This window comes from Streptosporangium sp. DT93 (assembly GCF_049844535.1).
GTDB lineage: Bacteria > Actinomycetota > Actinomycetes > Streptosporangiales > Streptosporangiaceae > Streptosporangium.
In genome coordinates, this window is sequence record NZ_JBNCLF010000016.1 from 166,339 (window position 1) to 181,454 (window position 15,116).

The 15,116-nt window shown below is 72.1% G+C and carries 13 protein-coding genes; 9 read left to right on the forward strand and 4 right to left on the reverse strand.

The window, feature by feature from the left end:
• Positions 1–47: 47 nt before the first annotated feature.
• Positions 48–1,259, reverse strand: coding sequence for a cytochrome P450 (locus tag ACLQ2R_RS29650; protein ID WP_425964169.1), 1,212 nt, complete (start codon positions 1,257–1,259; stop codon positions 48–50).
• A gap of 120 nt (positions 1,260–1,379) precedes the next feature.
• Here ACLQ2R_RS29650 and ACLQ2R_RS29655 point away from each other — a divergent pair, with 120 nt between their 5' ends.
• Positions 1,380–2,018 carry a TetR/AcrR family transcriptional regulator gene (locus ACLQ2R_RS29655; protein WP_425964171.1) on the forward strand — a complete coding sequence of 213 codons (639 nt, stop codon included), beginning with the start codon at positions 1,380–1,382 and terminating at the stop codon, positions 2,016–2,018.
• A 215-nt stretch (positions 2,019–2,233) separates the two neighbouring features.
• Positions 2,234–2,551 (forward strand): hypothetical protein, encoded by a 318-nt coding sequence (locus ACLQ2R_RS29660; protein ID WP_425964173.1) that lies wholly within the window; start codon positions 2,234–2,236, stop codon positions 2,549–2,551.
• Between the two features lie 174 nt (positions 2,552–2,725).
• Here the strand turns inward: ACLQ2R_RS29660 and ACLQ2R_RS29665 are convergent, their stop codons facing one another.
• The gene (locus tag ACLQ2R_RS29665) at positions 2,726–3,643 is read right to left on the reverse strand and encodes a MerR family transcriptional regulator (RefSeq protein ID WP_425964174.1); all 918 of its coding nucleotides are present in this window, start codon (positions 3,641–3,643) and stop codon (positions 2,726–2,728) included.
• A gap of 157 nt (positions 3,644–3,800) precedes the next feature.
• On the opposite strand from ACLQ2R_RS29665, the gene ACLQ2R_RS29670 reads away from it, so the two are divergent.
• Both ACLQ2R_RS29670 and ACLQ2R_RS29675 read left to right on the forward strand, forming a co-directional pair.
• On the forward strand, positions 3,801–4,127 hold the full coding sequence (locus tag ACLQ2R_RS29670) for a DUF6191 domain-containing protein (protein ID WP_425964175.1): 327 nt from the start codon (positions 3,801–3,803) through the stop codon (positions 4,125–4,127).
• Entirely contained in the window at positions 4,124–4,666 is a 543-nt protein-coding gene (locus ACLQ2R_RS29675) for a DUF3995 domain-containing protein (protein WP_425964176.1), read from the forward strand. Before ACLQ2R_RS29670 ends, ACLQ2R_RS29675 begins: the two co-directional genes overlap by 4 nt.
• Positions 4,667–4,772: 106 nt before the next feature.
• On the opposite strand, the gene ACLQ2R_RS29680 is transcribed toward ACLQ2R_RS29675, so the two are convergent.
• The gene (locus ACLQ2R_RS29680) at positions 4,773–6,380 is read right to left on the reverse strand and encodes a methyltransferase (protein WP_425964178.1); all 1,608 of its coding nucleotides are present in this window, start codon (positions 6,378–6,380) and stop codon (positions 4,773–4,775) included.
• Positions 6,377–7,345, reverse strand: a complete 969-nt coding sequence (locus ACLQ2R_RS29685; RefSeq protein ID WP_425964179.1) for an ABC transporter substrate-binding protein — start codon at positions 7,343–7,345, stop codon at positions 6,377–6,379. Before ACLQ2R_RS29685 ends, ACLQ2R_RS29680 begins: the two co-directional genes overlap by 4 nt.
• Before the next feature lie 743 nt (positions 7,346–8,088).
• On the opposite strand from ACLQ2R_RS29685, the gene ACLQ2R_RS29690 reads away from it, so the two are divergent.
• The 5 genes from ACLQ2R_RS29690 (at position 8,089) to ACLQ2R_RS29710 (ending at position 14,814) form a co-directional block, all read left to right on the forward strand.
• Positions 8,089–9,378, forward strand: coding sequence for a hypothetical protein (locus tag ACLQ2R_RS29690; protein WP_425964181.1), 1,290 nt, complete (start codon positions 8,089–8,091; stop codon positions 9,376–9,378).
• Between the two features lie 608 nt (positions 9,379–9,986).
• Entirely contained in the window at positions 9,987–11,333 is a 1,347-nt protein-coding gene (locus tag ACLQ2R_RS29695) for an amino acid--tRNA ligase-related protein (protein WP_425964183.1), read from the forward strand.
• Positions 11,334–11,454: 121 nt separating this feature from the next.
• Positions 11,455–12,369: a methyltransferase gene (locus ACLQ2R_RS29700; protein ID WP_425964185.1), complete on the forward strand. Its 915-nt coding sequence runs from the start codon at positions 11,455–11,457 to the stop codon at positions 12,367–12,369.
• Positions 12,366–13,601 (forward strand): class I SAM-dependent methyltransferase, encoded by a 1,236-nt coding sequence (locus ACLQ2R_RS29705; protein WP_425964187.1) that lies wholly within the window; start codon positions 12,366–12,368, stop codon positions 13,599–13,601. The genes ACLQ2R_RS29700 and ACLQ2R_RS29705 overlap by 4 nt, the downstream gene beginning before the upstream one ends.
• 34 nt (positions 13,602–13,635) lie before the next feature.
• Positions 13,636–14,814 carry a DapH/DapD/GlmU-related protein gene (locus ACLQ2R_RS29710; protein WP_425964188.1) on the forward strand — a complete coding sequence of 393 codons (1,179 nt, stop codon included), beginning with the start codon at positions 13,636–13,638 and terminating at the stop codon, positions 14,812–14,814.
• The last annotated feature ends 302 nt before the right edge of the window (positions 14,815–15,116 follow it).

Below are 15,116 nucleotides of genomic sequence, written 5' to 3' on the forward strand. Positions count from 1 at the left end.
CCGCCTCTCCGGCGCGTGACGTCCGCCGCCCGGCGCCCGGGGACCGGTCACCAGCGGACCGGGACCGTCCGCAGGCCGCCGACGGCCAGGCCCTCCACGCGTTCCAGCTCCTCGGCGGGCACGGTCAGCTCCAGGGTGGGGAGCCTGCGCAGCAGCACCTCCAGCACGACCTGCAGCTCGGTGCGGGCCAGGGCCTGGCCCAGGCAGGAGTGGGAACCGGAGCCGAAGGCCAGATGCGGGTTCGGGCTGCGGCCGAGGTCCATCGCGGCGGCGTCCTCGAAGGCGTCCTCGTCGCGGTTGGCGGCGGCCATGCTGCAGATCACGGTGGTACCGCGGGGCAGGACCGTGCCGCCGGCCTCGGTCTCCACCGGCAGGTAGCGCGGCAGGCCGATGCCCGCGTTGGCGTCGAAACGCAGGGACTCCTCCACCGCCGTGCGCACCAGCGACGGGTCGGCCAGCAGCCGCTCCCACCGGCTCCGGTCGGCCAGCAGCATGCAGACCATCTTGCCGATCATGTTGGCGGTGGTCTCGTGGCCGGCGACCAGCAGCGCCATGCCGGTGACCAGGATCTGCGTGTCCGTCAGCCCGCCGTCCTCGGGGCCGCCGACCGCGATCAGCTCGCTCAGCAGGTCCTCGCCCGGCTCGGCGCGCTTGGCGGCGACGTGGCCGGACATGTACTCGAAGAACTCGGCCTGGGCGGCCTCGATCTCGGCCTGACCGTAGCGGGTGAGGTTGAGCAGGGTGTCGGACCAGTAGGCGAACCGGTCCCGGTCGGCCGCCGGCACGCCGAGCATGTCGCAGATGACGTACACCGGCAGCGGGAAGCCCAGCGCGGCCCGCAGGTCACCGGACCTGCCCCGCGCGACCATGTCGTCGACGAGCCGGTCGGCCATCTCCGTCATCACGGGCCGCAGGGCGGCCATGCGCTTGGCGGTGAACCACTTGACGACCAGGCGCCGCCAGTGCAGGTGCTCCTCACCCCCGTCGGGGATGATCTGCGCCATCTCGCTGCTGAAGACCCCGCCCCCGTCCGCGGACAGCCGGGCCGCGTCGGGCGCGTTGAGCTGGCGGGTGAGACGCGGGTCCGCGAGCACCCGTTTGACGTCCTCGTAGCGGGTCAGCAACGTCGCCCGGTCGCCACTGGGCAGCGTCACGTGGCTCACCGGGCACCGCCGGCGCAGCTCCGCCCACTCCGCGGGCGGCTCCAGGGCCGCGTCGCTGGAGATCGGGTAGCTCAGGACCTGCTCGCTGGTACTCATTCGGCATCTCCTCGTGAACGGATGGCGTGAATGTCGTCGCTCTCCTCACTCGCTAGCCGTCAGATTAACCGACAGCTGTAGGAAAACCTACAAATGTAGTGAGAAGGTAAAGTAGGGGACGTGGCGACCAGCAGAACGAGCGGTGCCCCCTCGGGTGACCGGCGGGTGCGCCGCACCCACGCCGCCCTGGCGTACGCGCTGATCCGGCTCGTCGAGGAGCGGGACCTGTCCCGGATCAGCGTGGCCGACGTCGCCGAACGCGCCGGGGTGAGCCGCTCGACCTTCTACGACCACTACCGGGACGTCCACGAGCTGGCCGAGGCCGCCTGCACCGCGATGATCGACGACCTGATCGGCTCCCTGCCAGGACCGGGCCCGGACGCGGTGGACGTGGCGGAGGACGCGAGCCGGTCGCTGGAGGCGTTCTTCGCCAGCCTCGCCGCGCACGCCGGGCTCTACCGCGGCCTGCTCGGGCCGCGGGGCAGCGCGCGCGTCGCCGACCACATCCGCCGTCGCGTCACCGCGGGCGTCCACGACCGCGTACGCCAGGCCCTCGCCGGGGGTGACCTTCCCGAGCGGGACGGGTCCTCGCCGGAGATCCCGCACGACGTCCCCGCCGCGTTCGCCGCCGGGGCGCTCATCGGCGTGGTCACCGACTGGCTCCAGCGCGGATGCCCGCGGTCCCCGGCCGAGATGGCCGCCCTGACCATGCCCCTGCTGAGCGCGATCTACGGCGTCGGCGGACCGCCCGGGCGGTGATCGCGCCCCGGACTCGCCCCGGGCCCGCTCCAAGCTTTCCCGGGCCCGCTCCAAGCTCTCTCGCGTCCGCTTCGGGGCAGCGTACGGTCAGGTACCGAGAATGAGAAGGCGGCGCAATTCTCATTACCCGGAGGTAACATGTGGCGCCTCCGGTCCGCCGGGCCGGGCTCGCGGGTACGCTCGGCGGGCCCGTCCGGTCACAGCAGGGAGCCAGGATGACGAAGCCCCGCAAGCCCGGTCCCGTCGGATGTCTCGTGCTCGCCTACTGCGGGCTCGTGCTGATCCTGGGCCTGTCCTCGATCGTGATCCTGCTGACCGCGCAGGACCCGATCCTGCTGACCGGGGCGGCGCTGCTGTACCTGACGTTCCCCCTCGGCTGGCTGGTCCTGCAGGGGTGGGACCTGCTGCTGGCCGGGGCGGCGAGCCCGACCCTGTTCATCCTGCTCCTCATGGCCGCGGGGTTCCTCCAGGCGTGGGCGGTCACGCGCCTCGCGCGGTGGTGGTCGGCCCGCCGCCGCGGGGGATCCGCCTGAACGCGCGATCGGGACGGGCTCTCCTGAAGGCGCGTGACCGGGATGGACTCGCCTGAACGCGCGCCACCGGGACGAACTCTCCTGAACGCGTACGCCCGGGACTGATCCGCCTGAACGTGCACGACCGGCCGGGAAGGGCGGATCCACCCTTCCCGGCCGGTCGACGGGGCGTCGTCAGTTCCCGGACGCGCGCAGCGCGGCGATGAACCATTCGAAGACGTGCGCGACGGGCGCGAACGGCGCGTTGCCGTTGAGCACGCCCATGAGCTGCCAGTACCGCTCCACCCGCCGGTCGGTGAACGTCTCCACCTCGTCGGCGAGCCGGCCGCGGTCCTCGGCGGGCAGGGCCGGGTCCACGATCCGGTCCAGGAACGCCCTGCCCTCGGCCGACCCGGGGGCGACACCGGCGGCCACGGCACTCCCGGCGTGCTCGACGACCAGGGCGGAGTCGAACGGCAGCGGCTGCCTGGACGCGTTCTCCGGCGCGGAGCCGGCCACCGCCATCCGGCGCGCGCTCTCCTGGAAGCCGGTGTCGGCCACGAGGTCGGCGAGCTCCAGCCAGGCCTCCGCCTGTTCCGGGGTGAGGTCGTCCGGTAACTCCGGGAGCCCCCGCATCAGGCCCGCGATGTGCGCCCCCGGCGCCTGGGCGTCCGTGCCGTCGAACGTGCGGTCGACGAAGTCGTCGATCATCCGCTGCCGTTCCCTGGCGGACAGTCGTGCCATCCTGTTCATGAGAATCATCTCCTCGGTCGTGCTCTCCGGACGGGTGATCGACCGCAGCACCGCCCGGCGTAGCCGGAGGGAGCGGATCTGGACGTCCAGCGCCCGCACATGTGCCTGCGCGACCTCGGCCACCGTGCACCGGCTCGTCAGGACCTTCCGGACCGTGTCGAGGTCCAGTCCCAGCTCGCGGAGCGTCCGCACCAGGTCGAGCCGGACGGCGGCCTCCGCGTCGTACAGGCGGTAGCCGCCGGCCGACCGGCACGTCGGCGGGATGACACCGATGTCGGACCAGAAGCGGATCGTCCGCACCGGCAGGCCCGTGCGATCGGCGAGCTGTCCGATGGTGAGCAGGTCGTCGCGGTCGTTCACCACATCAGCATCGACCTTCCAGCCACTGGAGAGTCAAGCCGGCCGTTCCGGCGACCCGTGGAAGTCTCGCGTTCCTCCGGTGTCACCGTCCGTGGCCGGAGGGCGTGCGGGTGGTTTCCGGAGGGAACCGGCGACGTCGCCGGATCGTTGACGCGGCATGACGGCGATGGCGACCGCCCTTCCCGCGCTGGTGCTCCTGCTGCTCGCCGTGGCCGTGCTGGATCGGCTGTGGAGACGCGTCACCGGTTCGGACCTGATCTCATGGTTGCGCGGTCGTTCCGGCCCGTCCCTGTCGGCGACCGGGTTCGACGAGTTCACGGCCGCCTTCCACGGCACGAAGAGGACGGAACTGGAGCACCGGCAGGTGCGGTCGGTCCTTCGCGACGACGGGTCCGACGGCGCGCCGCCCCACGACCGCGTCGACCTCGACCGGGGCCTCGTCGTCATCAGGCTTCCGGGCGGGCGCGGGGACGCGGCGTCGTGACGCGTCCGGAACGGCCGGTCGCCGTCGACCGGGTGCGCTCGGGGCCGTCCGCGTACGCGGCGTACGCGGTCTGCGTGTGCACCGCCGCCTACGGACTCATGAAACTGGCGCAGGCGCTGGGCGCGAACGCCCTGGCGGACAGGGACCCGCTCCCGCCCGAGCTGCGGCAGCGGCTCCTGGCGAGGGACCCGTTCTTCGTGGCAAGTCACTGGATCATGTTCACCGTGGCGGTCGCCGGCATCCTCGTCGCGCTCGCGGCCGTACGCCCGTGGGGGCGGCGGGTGCCGCGACGTCTCCTGCTCGTCGTGACGTGGACGGCGGGGGTGTTCATGGTCGTACGGGCGTTCGGCCCGGTCGGTTACGGGTTCGTCGGCGACACGCTCGTGCTCACGGGGCTGCAGCCGTCGCCGTACCAGGACGCCGAACTGGGCCGGTACCTGGCCCGCTGGGACCTGATGCTCTGGTCGCCGTTCTTCCTCGTCTGGGGCCTGCTGTGGCTGGCGACGGCCTGGCGCCTCACCCGTGCCGGGCGGGCCTGACCCGTGCGGGGCGGGCCTGACCCGTGCGGGGCGGGGCCGGCCTGTGCCGGGCGGGGCTGGCCCGGCCCGGGGTGCCGGGCCGGGCCGGGTCCGCCGGGACGTGGGCTCAGGTGCCGGCAGGCTCGGCGGTGACGAGGGTGAGGCCGTGGGGCAGGGACGCGGTGGAGGAGACCGTGAAGCCCGCCTCGCGCAGCAGTGCCTCGTACTCGGTGCCGGTGCGTTCGTGGCCCTGGGGGAACAGGCTCATCATCCGCAGGTTGATGCCGTACAGGAGGGCGTTGTGGGAGGCGGCCGATCGTGGCCGCTCGGGGAGCAGCGCCTCCACGCACAGCAGCCGGCTGGAGCCGCCGCCGATCGCCGCGCGAACGGCGCGCAGGAGGCGCAGGGCGTCGGTGTCGCCCCAGTTGTGCAGGACGCTGCCGAGCAGGTAGACGTCCCGGGCGGCCGGGAGGTCGGTGAAGAAGTCCCCGGCGACGAGTTCGCACCGGCCGGCGACGCCGTGTCCGGCCAGGTAGGCGCGAGCCTGGGGGATGACCACGTCACGTTCCACCAGTACCCCGCGGCAGGTGTCGCGGGCCGACAGGACGGCGGCCAGGAGCGTGCCGCGGCCACCGCCGACGTCGACGACGACGCTCCCGTCGGGCACCGTCGCCGTGGTGGCCCAGGCACCGAGCCGTTCGGCGATCGGGGCGCTGCGGTGCGTCATGAACCGGTCGAACAGGTGCTGGGCGTCGGGATTGTCCGCCAGGTACTCGTACCCGGACCGGTAGGGGGGCGGCAGGGACGGCCTGCCGGTGCGCACGGCCGTGGACAGGCTCCACATCGCCTCCCACCACACCCGGTCGGCGCCCATCAGCACCGCCGTCCGCATCGAGTCGGGCCGGTCGTCGTGCAGGGTACGGCCCGCGTCGGTGAGCGCGTAGCCCTCCTCCGGTGACGACGCGACGACGCCGAGTTCGACCAGCGCGTGTGCGATCACCTCGATGTCGCCGGGAGGGGCCCCGAGGCGTCCGGCGAGGTCGAGCAGGGGCAGCGGGCCGTCGTACAGGTGCCCGGCCCAGTCCTGCCGCGCGGCGACGAGCAGGGCGGCGAAGTCACCGAAGGCGTTCAGCATGGTGAGGATGTGCCGTCGCGCGTCCATCGTCTCGCCGCCCGTCGTCGACGGTGAGGCGGCGTCGGTGGCATCGGTGCCGCCGCCGTCGGCGAGCGCGGCACCGATGGGGGAGAAGGTGGGCACGGCCGCCGGACGGGAGGCGACGTTGTCGGGCAGCGTCCGCAGCATCTGTCCGTAGGCGGGGTCTCCGTGGCGCCATACGGTCGACTGCAGGGAGTCAGGGCGGTCGTCGACGAGCGCCTCTCCCGGAGGGAGCAGGTACCACTCGTCCCCGTCGGCCGCCACCAGGCCGGCCGGGGCCATGGCCCGCAGCAGCCAGGTCAGCGAGTCCGGGTCGGCATGGCACCGCGCGGCCAGCCGCGCGACGCCCAGGCGCTCACCGGCCAGGGCCTGAGCGACCCCCACCTCGACGAAGGCCAGCAGCCCGCACGCCAGCCAGTGACGCCCGATGACGGCCTGGATCACCTCGCGGGGGTGACCGGGAGCGGGGACGGCGGGAGACGCGGAGGGAGCGGCAGGGGCGGGGGACGCGGCAGGGGCGGGGGACGCGGTGGGGGTGCCGGCGGAGTCCGGCGACCCGGTGTCGGGCGTGATCGTCACTGTCGCTCCGCCGAGGTCGCACCGGCGGGCAGGGGCACCAGTATCGCGTTCACGTCGACCGTGGCGCCCTCGTCGAGGTACCCCTCGTAGGAGTGCATCAGATCGGCGACGCGCTGCAGCCGGCCCGCCTCGAGGGTGACCGGGTAGGTCCCCAGCGCGATGACGCCGGCGACGGCGGGCGGGATCCTGGTGTAGGTCGGAAGGATGTCGGTGACGGCCTTGCGGTCGCCCGCGGCGAGCCGCTGCGCGCGGGTGATGGCGCGCTGGAACGCCGCGACGGTACGCGGGTTCTCGGCCGCGTACGCCGCGGTGATCCCCCATCCCGCCACGGGGAAGTCCGCGGTCGGGCTGTCGGAGGCGGTCATGTCCTGGACGAGCCGGGCGCCCAGGGTGGTGGTCGCCTGGGTGATGAACGGCTCGGTGAGCCAGGCGGCGTCGATGATCCCCCGCCGGAGCTTGTCGACCATGTCCGGCAGGGGGAACTCCAGGAGTTCGACGTCGCTCTCGCTCAGGCCGTGGGTGGCCAGCGCGGCGGCGATCGTCAGCGATCCGATGCTCCTGCGGCTCGCGACCCCGATGGTCTTGCCCTTCAGGTCCGCCATGCTCTTGACCTTCGAGTCGTCCAGTGTCATGACGACGAAGGTCTTGGGCGCGGCCTGGTAGGCGTCGGCGACCACCCTGAACGTCGCGCCCCTGGTGACGGCCTGGAAGGTGCTGACGTAGTTCACCAGGGCCACGTCCAGGGTGCCGCCCTCAAGGGCGGGAAAGGCCTGGGCGGCGCTCTGGGTGGGCTCGATCGCGACGGTGAGCCCCTCGTCGGCGAAGTAACCGCGGGCCTTGGCCAGATAGAGCGGTGCCGAGTCCGGGACCGCCAGGGCACCCACCTTGATGGAGGCTTTCTCCAGGCCCCCGTCCGGGACGGGGGCCGCCTCGCGGGCACAGCCGGTCGACGCCGTCAGAAGCACGGTCAGTGCGGTGATCAATCGTATGGGGAAACGCAAGGAGAACTCCGAGGATGAGAGACGAGATGCCGGGGGCGGGCGTGGACGACCGTCGCCCGGCGGGGAGAGCGCGGTGCGGCCTCCCGGGCCGGACCGGGTGACGGCCGGACCGGGTGACGGTCAGGTCGTGCGGAGGCCGGGCCGGGTGACGGCCGGCGTGTGGAGACCGGGCCGGACCGTGCGACGGCCGGCCCGGCCCGGGGACGCGCGCCCGCCGGCGGGAAAAGGCCGTGCGGGTTTACCCGGCCGTCCGGAGGTTGTCACCCCGCGATGTCCGGAGCCTCGCGGGACAATGACCGGCGCGGGAACCGCGAAGGCGCACCTATAGCGGGCACTGCTTTTAGACGGTCCGCGGAGAACGGGCATTGCGCGCTTCCTCTCCGGTAATGCGATCCGCGAACACCAGGCTTGACAGGCCTGTCATTGAACAGCCCGTGTGCGGCGATGAACAGGTCTTATCTCCTCCGAAGCGGCCGTGCGGCGCCCGTTGAGCGGTCCTCCGGTGGCCTTTACGCGGACGTTCCGCAATTCCTTCGATCACGGTTCGTCAGCGCCGCGCTTGACGGCGCCGAACTCCGTTACGCTCGGAAACGGTCGATCAGTCGGGAGGATGAATGCGTCAGGGCAGGGACGAGAAACGGTCTTTCAAGCGTGCGCGACAGGACGTTCATCTCACTCAGGAAGGGCTGGCGGAGAAACTTTCCGATGTGGCCGAGGTGATGCGAAAGGCCGGCAAGCTGTCGCGCGAGGTGCGGTTCAGCGCCCGGCAGATCCGCCGGTGGGAGAGCGCGGACCCGCCCTATCCCCGCCCGGCGCACCGCAGGGTCCTGCAGGAGTACTTCAAGCGGTCTCCCGTGGAGCTGGGCTTCACCCCTGCCGTTCCACCGCCGGACGGGACGACCCTGACCGCGGTGTCCAGGACGGCCGCGGGACGGCACGACACGCGGGCGGGCGCCCTCTCCCACCGCAGGGGGTTCGCCGTGAACGCGGCGACGAGCACCGCCGCCGTCCCCGGCCCGCCGCCCTGGACGGCCCCGGCCGCCTCCCTGGACTCCGACGGCCCCAGGGTCGGGATCGACGAGGTGGAGTTGCTCAAGGCCACCGCCCGCGATCACGACGCGATCGACCAGCGCCTGGGCAGCGAGGTCCTGTGGCGTACCGCCCACGCCCACCTGGGGCTGGTGCGCTACCTGTACGAGCAGGGGACCTACAGCGACGCGATCGGTGAGGAACTGACCCTCATCGCCGGCCGGCTGACCACGTCACTCGGCTGGTACGCCTACGACGCCGACCGGCAGGCCGAGGCGCGCGTCCACCTGTCGGAGGGGCTGAACGCCGCCATGCTCGATGACGACACCTCCCTGGCGACGCGCACCCTGACCGTCCTGGCCCGCCAGGCGATCGACCTCGGCGCACCGAGGGAGGCGGTGCGCTTCGCCCGCTCCGCCCACCGGCGCGCCCTCACCTGGCGTACGCGGCCGTACGCGAGGACGGCGCCGCCCCGGGTGATGGCGCTGATCGCCATCAGGGAGGCGCACGGGCACGCCGCCGGCGGCGACGAGGCGGCGTTCGAGAGCGCGGTCAAGCAGGCGTGGACGGCCTTCGAGCGGGGGACCGCCGACGACGACCCCTACTGGATCGCCTTTCTCAACGAGGCCGAACTGACCTGCCTGGAGGGCATGGCGCGAGCCGACGCCCACCAGCACAGGCGCGCCGTGAGGCTGCTGGAACGGGCGGGACGCGACCAGAGCGCGGAGTTCACCCGCAACCGGGGCATGTCCCTGGTGCGCCTGGCCGGTGCCACGCTGGCGTGCGGAGAGGTGGACCACGCCGTCGCCGCCGGTCAGGAGACGATGAACCTGATGGATCGGGGCCTGAGCTCCGCGCGGATCCGCCGGCGTCTGTCGTCGCTGGCCGGCGATCTCGTCGCGCACGCGGCCAGTCCTCCCGTACGGGACCTGCGGGCGCGTCTGGCCGAGGTCACCGTCAGACCCTGAGCGAGATCGCCGACGAGATCCACGGCTGTGCGTGCGGGAACGGGAGAAGGTCGCTCGAACGCGCTCCTCCCGGGCGAGAGCGGCCTTGAGTTCCGGTCGTTCGGGGGATTCGTCGCCGAACGGCCCCGAGACCCGCCCGGCGGTGCCCGGCGCCCACACGCCGGGCCGCGGCCGGACGGTCGTAGAGGCACATCCGGAACCGGGGAGGACGACATCGAACGCGCCCGTGTGTCACCGGCGGGCCGGGTGAGGGCCGAAGGTCGGGATACGCGGGTGGAAATACCTGAAACCCTTCGGGGGCGCCGTGTAACCGCTGGTAGACGCGTTTCCCGTCGGCCGGAAAAACTTAAGCATTGACATTCCACAGGGTGTCGACGAAGGTCAGGGTCATGCAGGGAACGACCCGTGCCAGACCGCTGCGAAAGTGATAACGGTCCGGCCGAAACTCACGAAGGACGCCAAGTCGCTTGGGAAAACCGTCTGAAGACCGCCAAATCCAAGAAACGTTCGACGATGTGATTTCGGTCGACCAGACAGGGAAGCGCCTGGAAAGGCTGGCCGGTCTGCGAAAGGCCGGGATAGACCCTTATCCGCCTGCGGAGAGTGGCGTGGAGGTGCTGCGTCACCTGTTGCCCGAGTTCGTCGGGCTGCCACCGGGAAAAGAGACCGGAAGAAAGGTGAAGACGGCCGGTCGCCTGGTGGGCCTGCGGGATTTCGGGCACCTGTGCTTCGCGACCCTGCGCGACGACGGCGAGGAGATCCAGCTCATCCTCACCAGGGACACCACGGGCGACGCGTACGGGATATGGAAGGCGCACGTCGACCCGGGGGACCACGTCGTCGTCGAGGGTGAGGTCGTCACCAGCCGGAGCGGCACCCTGTCCGTCCGGGTCGACGCGTGGAGCATCGCCGCCAAGGCGCTGCGGCCCCTGCCGGAGAGGACCCGTGGCCGCCGCCCGCGCCCGCGCTACGAGGAGATGCTGGCCGACCGCGCCCTCCTCGACCGGATACGCGGCCGGGACGCGATCCTGCGCCACCTGCGCCGCCACCTGCACGACGACGACTTCGTCGAGGTGGAGACGCCGCTGCTCCAGCCGGTGCACGGCGGCACCGCGCGTCCCTTCGTGACCCGGCTCAACGCCTGGGGGGCGGACCTCTACCTGGGGGGAACGTCCGAGCTGTATCTGAAACGACTGGTCGTCGGCGGCCTGGAGCGGCTCTTCGAGATCAGCCGCGCGTTCCGCAACGAGGGCGTCGATGCGGCGCACTTCCCGGAGTTCACCCTCTTCGAGGGATACATGGCCCACGCCGACCACATGCGGATGGCCCGTCTGGTCGAGGACATGCTGCGCGGCGCGGCCCGCGAGACGACCGGTGAGGACGACGCGCTGCGGGAGCCGTTCGCCAGGGAGGACATGTACGACCTGCTCTCCCGCGAGTTCGGCGTTCGCATCGGCCCCGAAAGCCCGCGCGAGGAGCTGAGTCGTGCCGCCGATTCCCGTGGCGTGGCCCACGGGCCCGGCGACTCGCCGGCGCGGATCGCCGTGCTGCTGCTGCGCAAGGTGGTCCAGCCCCGGTTGCTCCGGCCCACGTTCGTTCTCGGCCTGCCGAGGGACGCCGCGATCCTGGCCCGGCCCTCCCCCGGCGACGAGAGGGTGGCGGAGGCCTGGAAGCTCATCGTCATGGGCACCGAGGTGAGCCAGGGGTGCAGCGAACTCACCGACCCGGCCCGGCAGCGGGAACGCTTCGTGTCACAGGGAGTGGGGACCGGGCGGGACAAGAGGATCGACCACGAGTTCCTTCGCGCGCTGGAGTACGGGCTGCCCCCGCTGGCGGGTTTCGGAATCGGCGTGGAACGCCTTTTGACGGCTCTGAACCCGGGCACCCGGCTGCTGGACCACCAGGCACATCCGATAAGCCGGCCGGGCGGCCGGAGAAGGACGTCCCGGCCCTGAAAGAACGACGTCCCCCTGTTGTCCCGTGCTCGGCCGCCGTTTCTCGTGACCGTACCGCGAAGGCGAACGGCGGGCACCGTGGCCCGTTCACCCTCTTTTCGCGTTGACCAGGAGGATTCCCATGACCGGCCCGGTTCTCTCCGGCGACGTCGATCGGCCTTTCGAATCCGCGAGAAGCGTCCGCGAAATCGACCTGCGATATCTGAACCGCCCGCCCGCGCTGAACCACCGTCCCTATTTCCCCTTCGTCGCCTCCCACGCGTTCGGACCGGCGGCCGGCGGGGCGCCGGTCTCGCTCCTCGACATCGGCTGCGCGAACGGCGCGTTCCTGCATTTCGTCACCTCCCGGCATCCGCGCGTCCGCTGCACCGGGATCGACGCCCTGGCGCCGCTGGCGGAGTACGCGGCGGCGCACGTGCCGGCGGCGGACTTCCTCCACGCGGACATCTCGGATCGCGAGTCGCTGCCCACCGGCCGGTACGACCTCGTCACGATGCTCACCCTGCACAGCCATTTCGACCGGCTCGACGGCTGGCTCGACAACGTGATGCGCCTGGTGGCCCCGGGCGGCAGGGCCCTGCTGTTCGGCCCCTTCAACGACAGGCCCGTCGACGTGCTGGTCAGGCTGCGGTACGCCGGCGACCGGGACGGCGCCGGTGACGGCGAGAGGGGCTGGATCCCGGGGTGGAACGTGCACTCGCGCGCCTCGTTCGCCGGATACCTCGACGCGCGGGGCCACCGCCATGTCTTCCACGACTACGCGCCCCCCGCCGACCCGCCCGTCACGCGCGCGGCGTCTCCCGGCCCGCCCGTCACGCACGGGGCGTCTCCCGGCCCGCCCGTCACGCACGGGGCGTCTCCCGGCCCGCCCGTCACGCGCGCGGCGTCTCCCGATGCGCCTGTCACGCACGGGGCGTCTCCCGGCCCGCCCGCCGACCCGCTCTCCACCCGGGTGGCGATGCTGGACGGGCGCCCGGTGCTCACCAACGACTCGGGCCTGTGCCTGCCCTTCGCCCTGCTGGAGGTTCTCGGATGAGCGCCGGAACCCGGTACGCGGCCGACTGGGCCGGGCTGCTGCGCAGCCCGCTCAACGGCGAGAGCCTTCGGGCCGAGGGCCCCTGGCTGCTCGGCGACGGCGAGACCCTGTGGCCGTGCCTGGCGGGCATTCCCTACCTGCGGGTCGGACGCGACGAGCTGCGCGAGGCCGCCGTCTCCGCGATCTCACGCGGGGACCGCGCCGGAGCACTGGCCCTGCTGCTGTCCGATCGCAAGGACGACACGATCCCCGCCGTGGAACCGGCCTCCGTCCTGCGGGCGATCGGCACGGGCCTCACCGCGCGGGAGACCATGGACCTGCTGGGCTACGGCGCGCTGGCCCCGTACTTCCTGCACCGGTGGTCCCTGCCGACCTTCCTCAGCGGGATCGCGCTGCTCGAAACGCACGCGCGGGCCGGTGACGTCGTCTGCGAGATCGGGTGCGGTCTCGGCCAGTTCCTCTACGCCTGGACGGCGGCGGGAGCCGGGACGACGGTGTTCGGATCCGACCTGGTCTTCTCCCACCTCTGGCTGGCCCGGCGGTACACCTGTCCCGGAGCCCGGCTCGTCTGCTTCGACGCCGACGCGACCTTCCCTCTGGTGGACGCGGTGGCGGACGTGATCTTCTCCCACGACTCCTTCCACTACTTCCGGCGCAAGGCGCACGTCCTGTCCGAGATGCGGCGGATCTCGTCGAGACGCGCGCTCCTCCTGGGACACGTGCACAACGCCGAACACCCCAACCACTCCCCGGGCAGCCCGCTGTCCCCGGAGGAGTACCGCGACCTGATCGAACCCGACCTCGTCTACGACGACGCCGACCTGACGGAGGCCGCCCTGACGGCCACCGCCCCCCGTCCGCGAAGCACACGGTCGCCGCCGCCGTCCCCGGCGCTGGCGTTCGTCCGCGAAGGCGCGTCGTCCGCGTCCGGCCCGTCGCGCCCGCCCGGCGTGTCGCACCCGTCCGTGCCCCGCACGCCATGCCTGTCCGTGCCCGCGCCCGGGGCCCGGCTGCGGGTGAATCCGCTCATCGGCGCGGCGGGCGTGGAATGGCCGGGCGCCAGGTTCGAGGACGAGTTCGTCGACGGCTGGCCCTACCTGTCGGAGCTGCGCGCTCCGCATCCCGACGAGATCCGCCCCGGCGAGATCCGCCTCATGGAGGAGAACGACGAACGGCTGGCCGTCCTGGCCCGCCGGCGGGTTCTCCTGCAACTGCCGGACCGATGGCTGTGACCCGCAGCCCTGCGCCCACGTGTGAGGAATGCCCGTGACGAACCAGCTCAACGTCCAGCCGGTCGCGCTGGACCATCTTCCACCCGGCTGTCGCGTGGGGCGGAACGTCCGTGTCCACGCCGCCCGCTGCCGGATCGGGGAGAACGTCTCCCTCGGGGACGGCGTCACCCTCGTCGCGGAGGACATGGTGATCGGCGACGGTGTGACCATCGGGGCGGGTACGGACCTGCGCGCCACCTCCCTGCACGTCGGCGGGGACTCCGAGATCGCCGCCGGTGTGAGGGTCCTGGTGGCCGAGCGGTTCCGGGTGGAGGAGGCGACCCGGATCGCCCCGGGCGCCGCGATCGTCTGCCGGGACTTCGTGGCCGGGCGGCTGCTCTACTTCGGCGACGGGTCCACCGTGGGCTACGGGGGGACCGCGACCTCCACGGCCGTCGTGCGGATCGGCGACCGGGTGACGATCGGCCAGCACTCGATACTCAACGCCAACTGCGAGATCCGCATCGGCGACAACGTGGGGACCGGCTCCTACCTGGCGATCTGGACGCACGGCTATCACTTCGGGCACGGGCCGCTCATGGGCGTGCGACCGGCGTACGCCCCGGTCAGCGTGGAACGCAACGTCTGGCTCGGCTTCCACGTGACGATCCTGCCCGGAGTGGAGATCGGGGAGAACACGATGGTGGCGGCCGGTTCCGTGGTCACCGCACCCGTTCCCCGCGACGTGCTGGTCGGCGGCGTACCGGCCAAGATCAAGAAGCGGCTCGACAACGAGGCCGTCACGGGTGAGCGGGCGGACGAGGCCGTCGCGGAGGTCTTCCGTACCTGGCGCGGGGAACTGCTCTGGAAGGGCTGCGAGATCACCGGGGACGATCCGGAGAGGGGGCTCGTCGTGGCCACGCCGGACGGCGGCGACAGGCTCAGGGTCGTCTTCCTGCCACACGACCGGAAGGCCGGCGCCGAGGGGACGGAGAGGCGCGACGATCTCCCGCTGGCCGTCGTCACGGTCGAGGACCGTCCCGAACTGGGCGTGGACGACGACACCCTCACCGTCTTCGAACTCCGTTCCGGAGTGCTGCGCGGTCCCACGTCGCCCATCGTGGAGGATCTGCGCGACCAGTTGCGGCGGCACGCCATGCCGTGCGGTGACACCAGATGTTTCACCTCCATCCCGCCGGCGCCCTTCGCCGCGCTCCTGGCCGCCGTCCCCTAGCGCCGCGCGAGGAGGTCGTCCCGCACGGAGTCCGCCGAGGGGTGCCGGGAGACGTCCGCCCGGTTCCGCCCCTCGCCACCCTCTCAGCCCGGCCCCCCGCTCCCGACTCCGCCTCTCCCCGCCCGGAACCGTGACCGGACCGCGGCGGCGATTTCAGCGATGAATCGACGACCACGACTCAGAACGGCACCGGTTCGAGAAACATCGATATGCTCGGAGATTCAAAAGGCATGCCCTGAATAAATGCCGGAAACGAAATTCCGGCCACCGGTGAACCAATCTTGACGGCACCGTCCGACGGA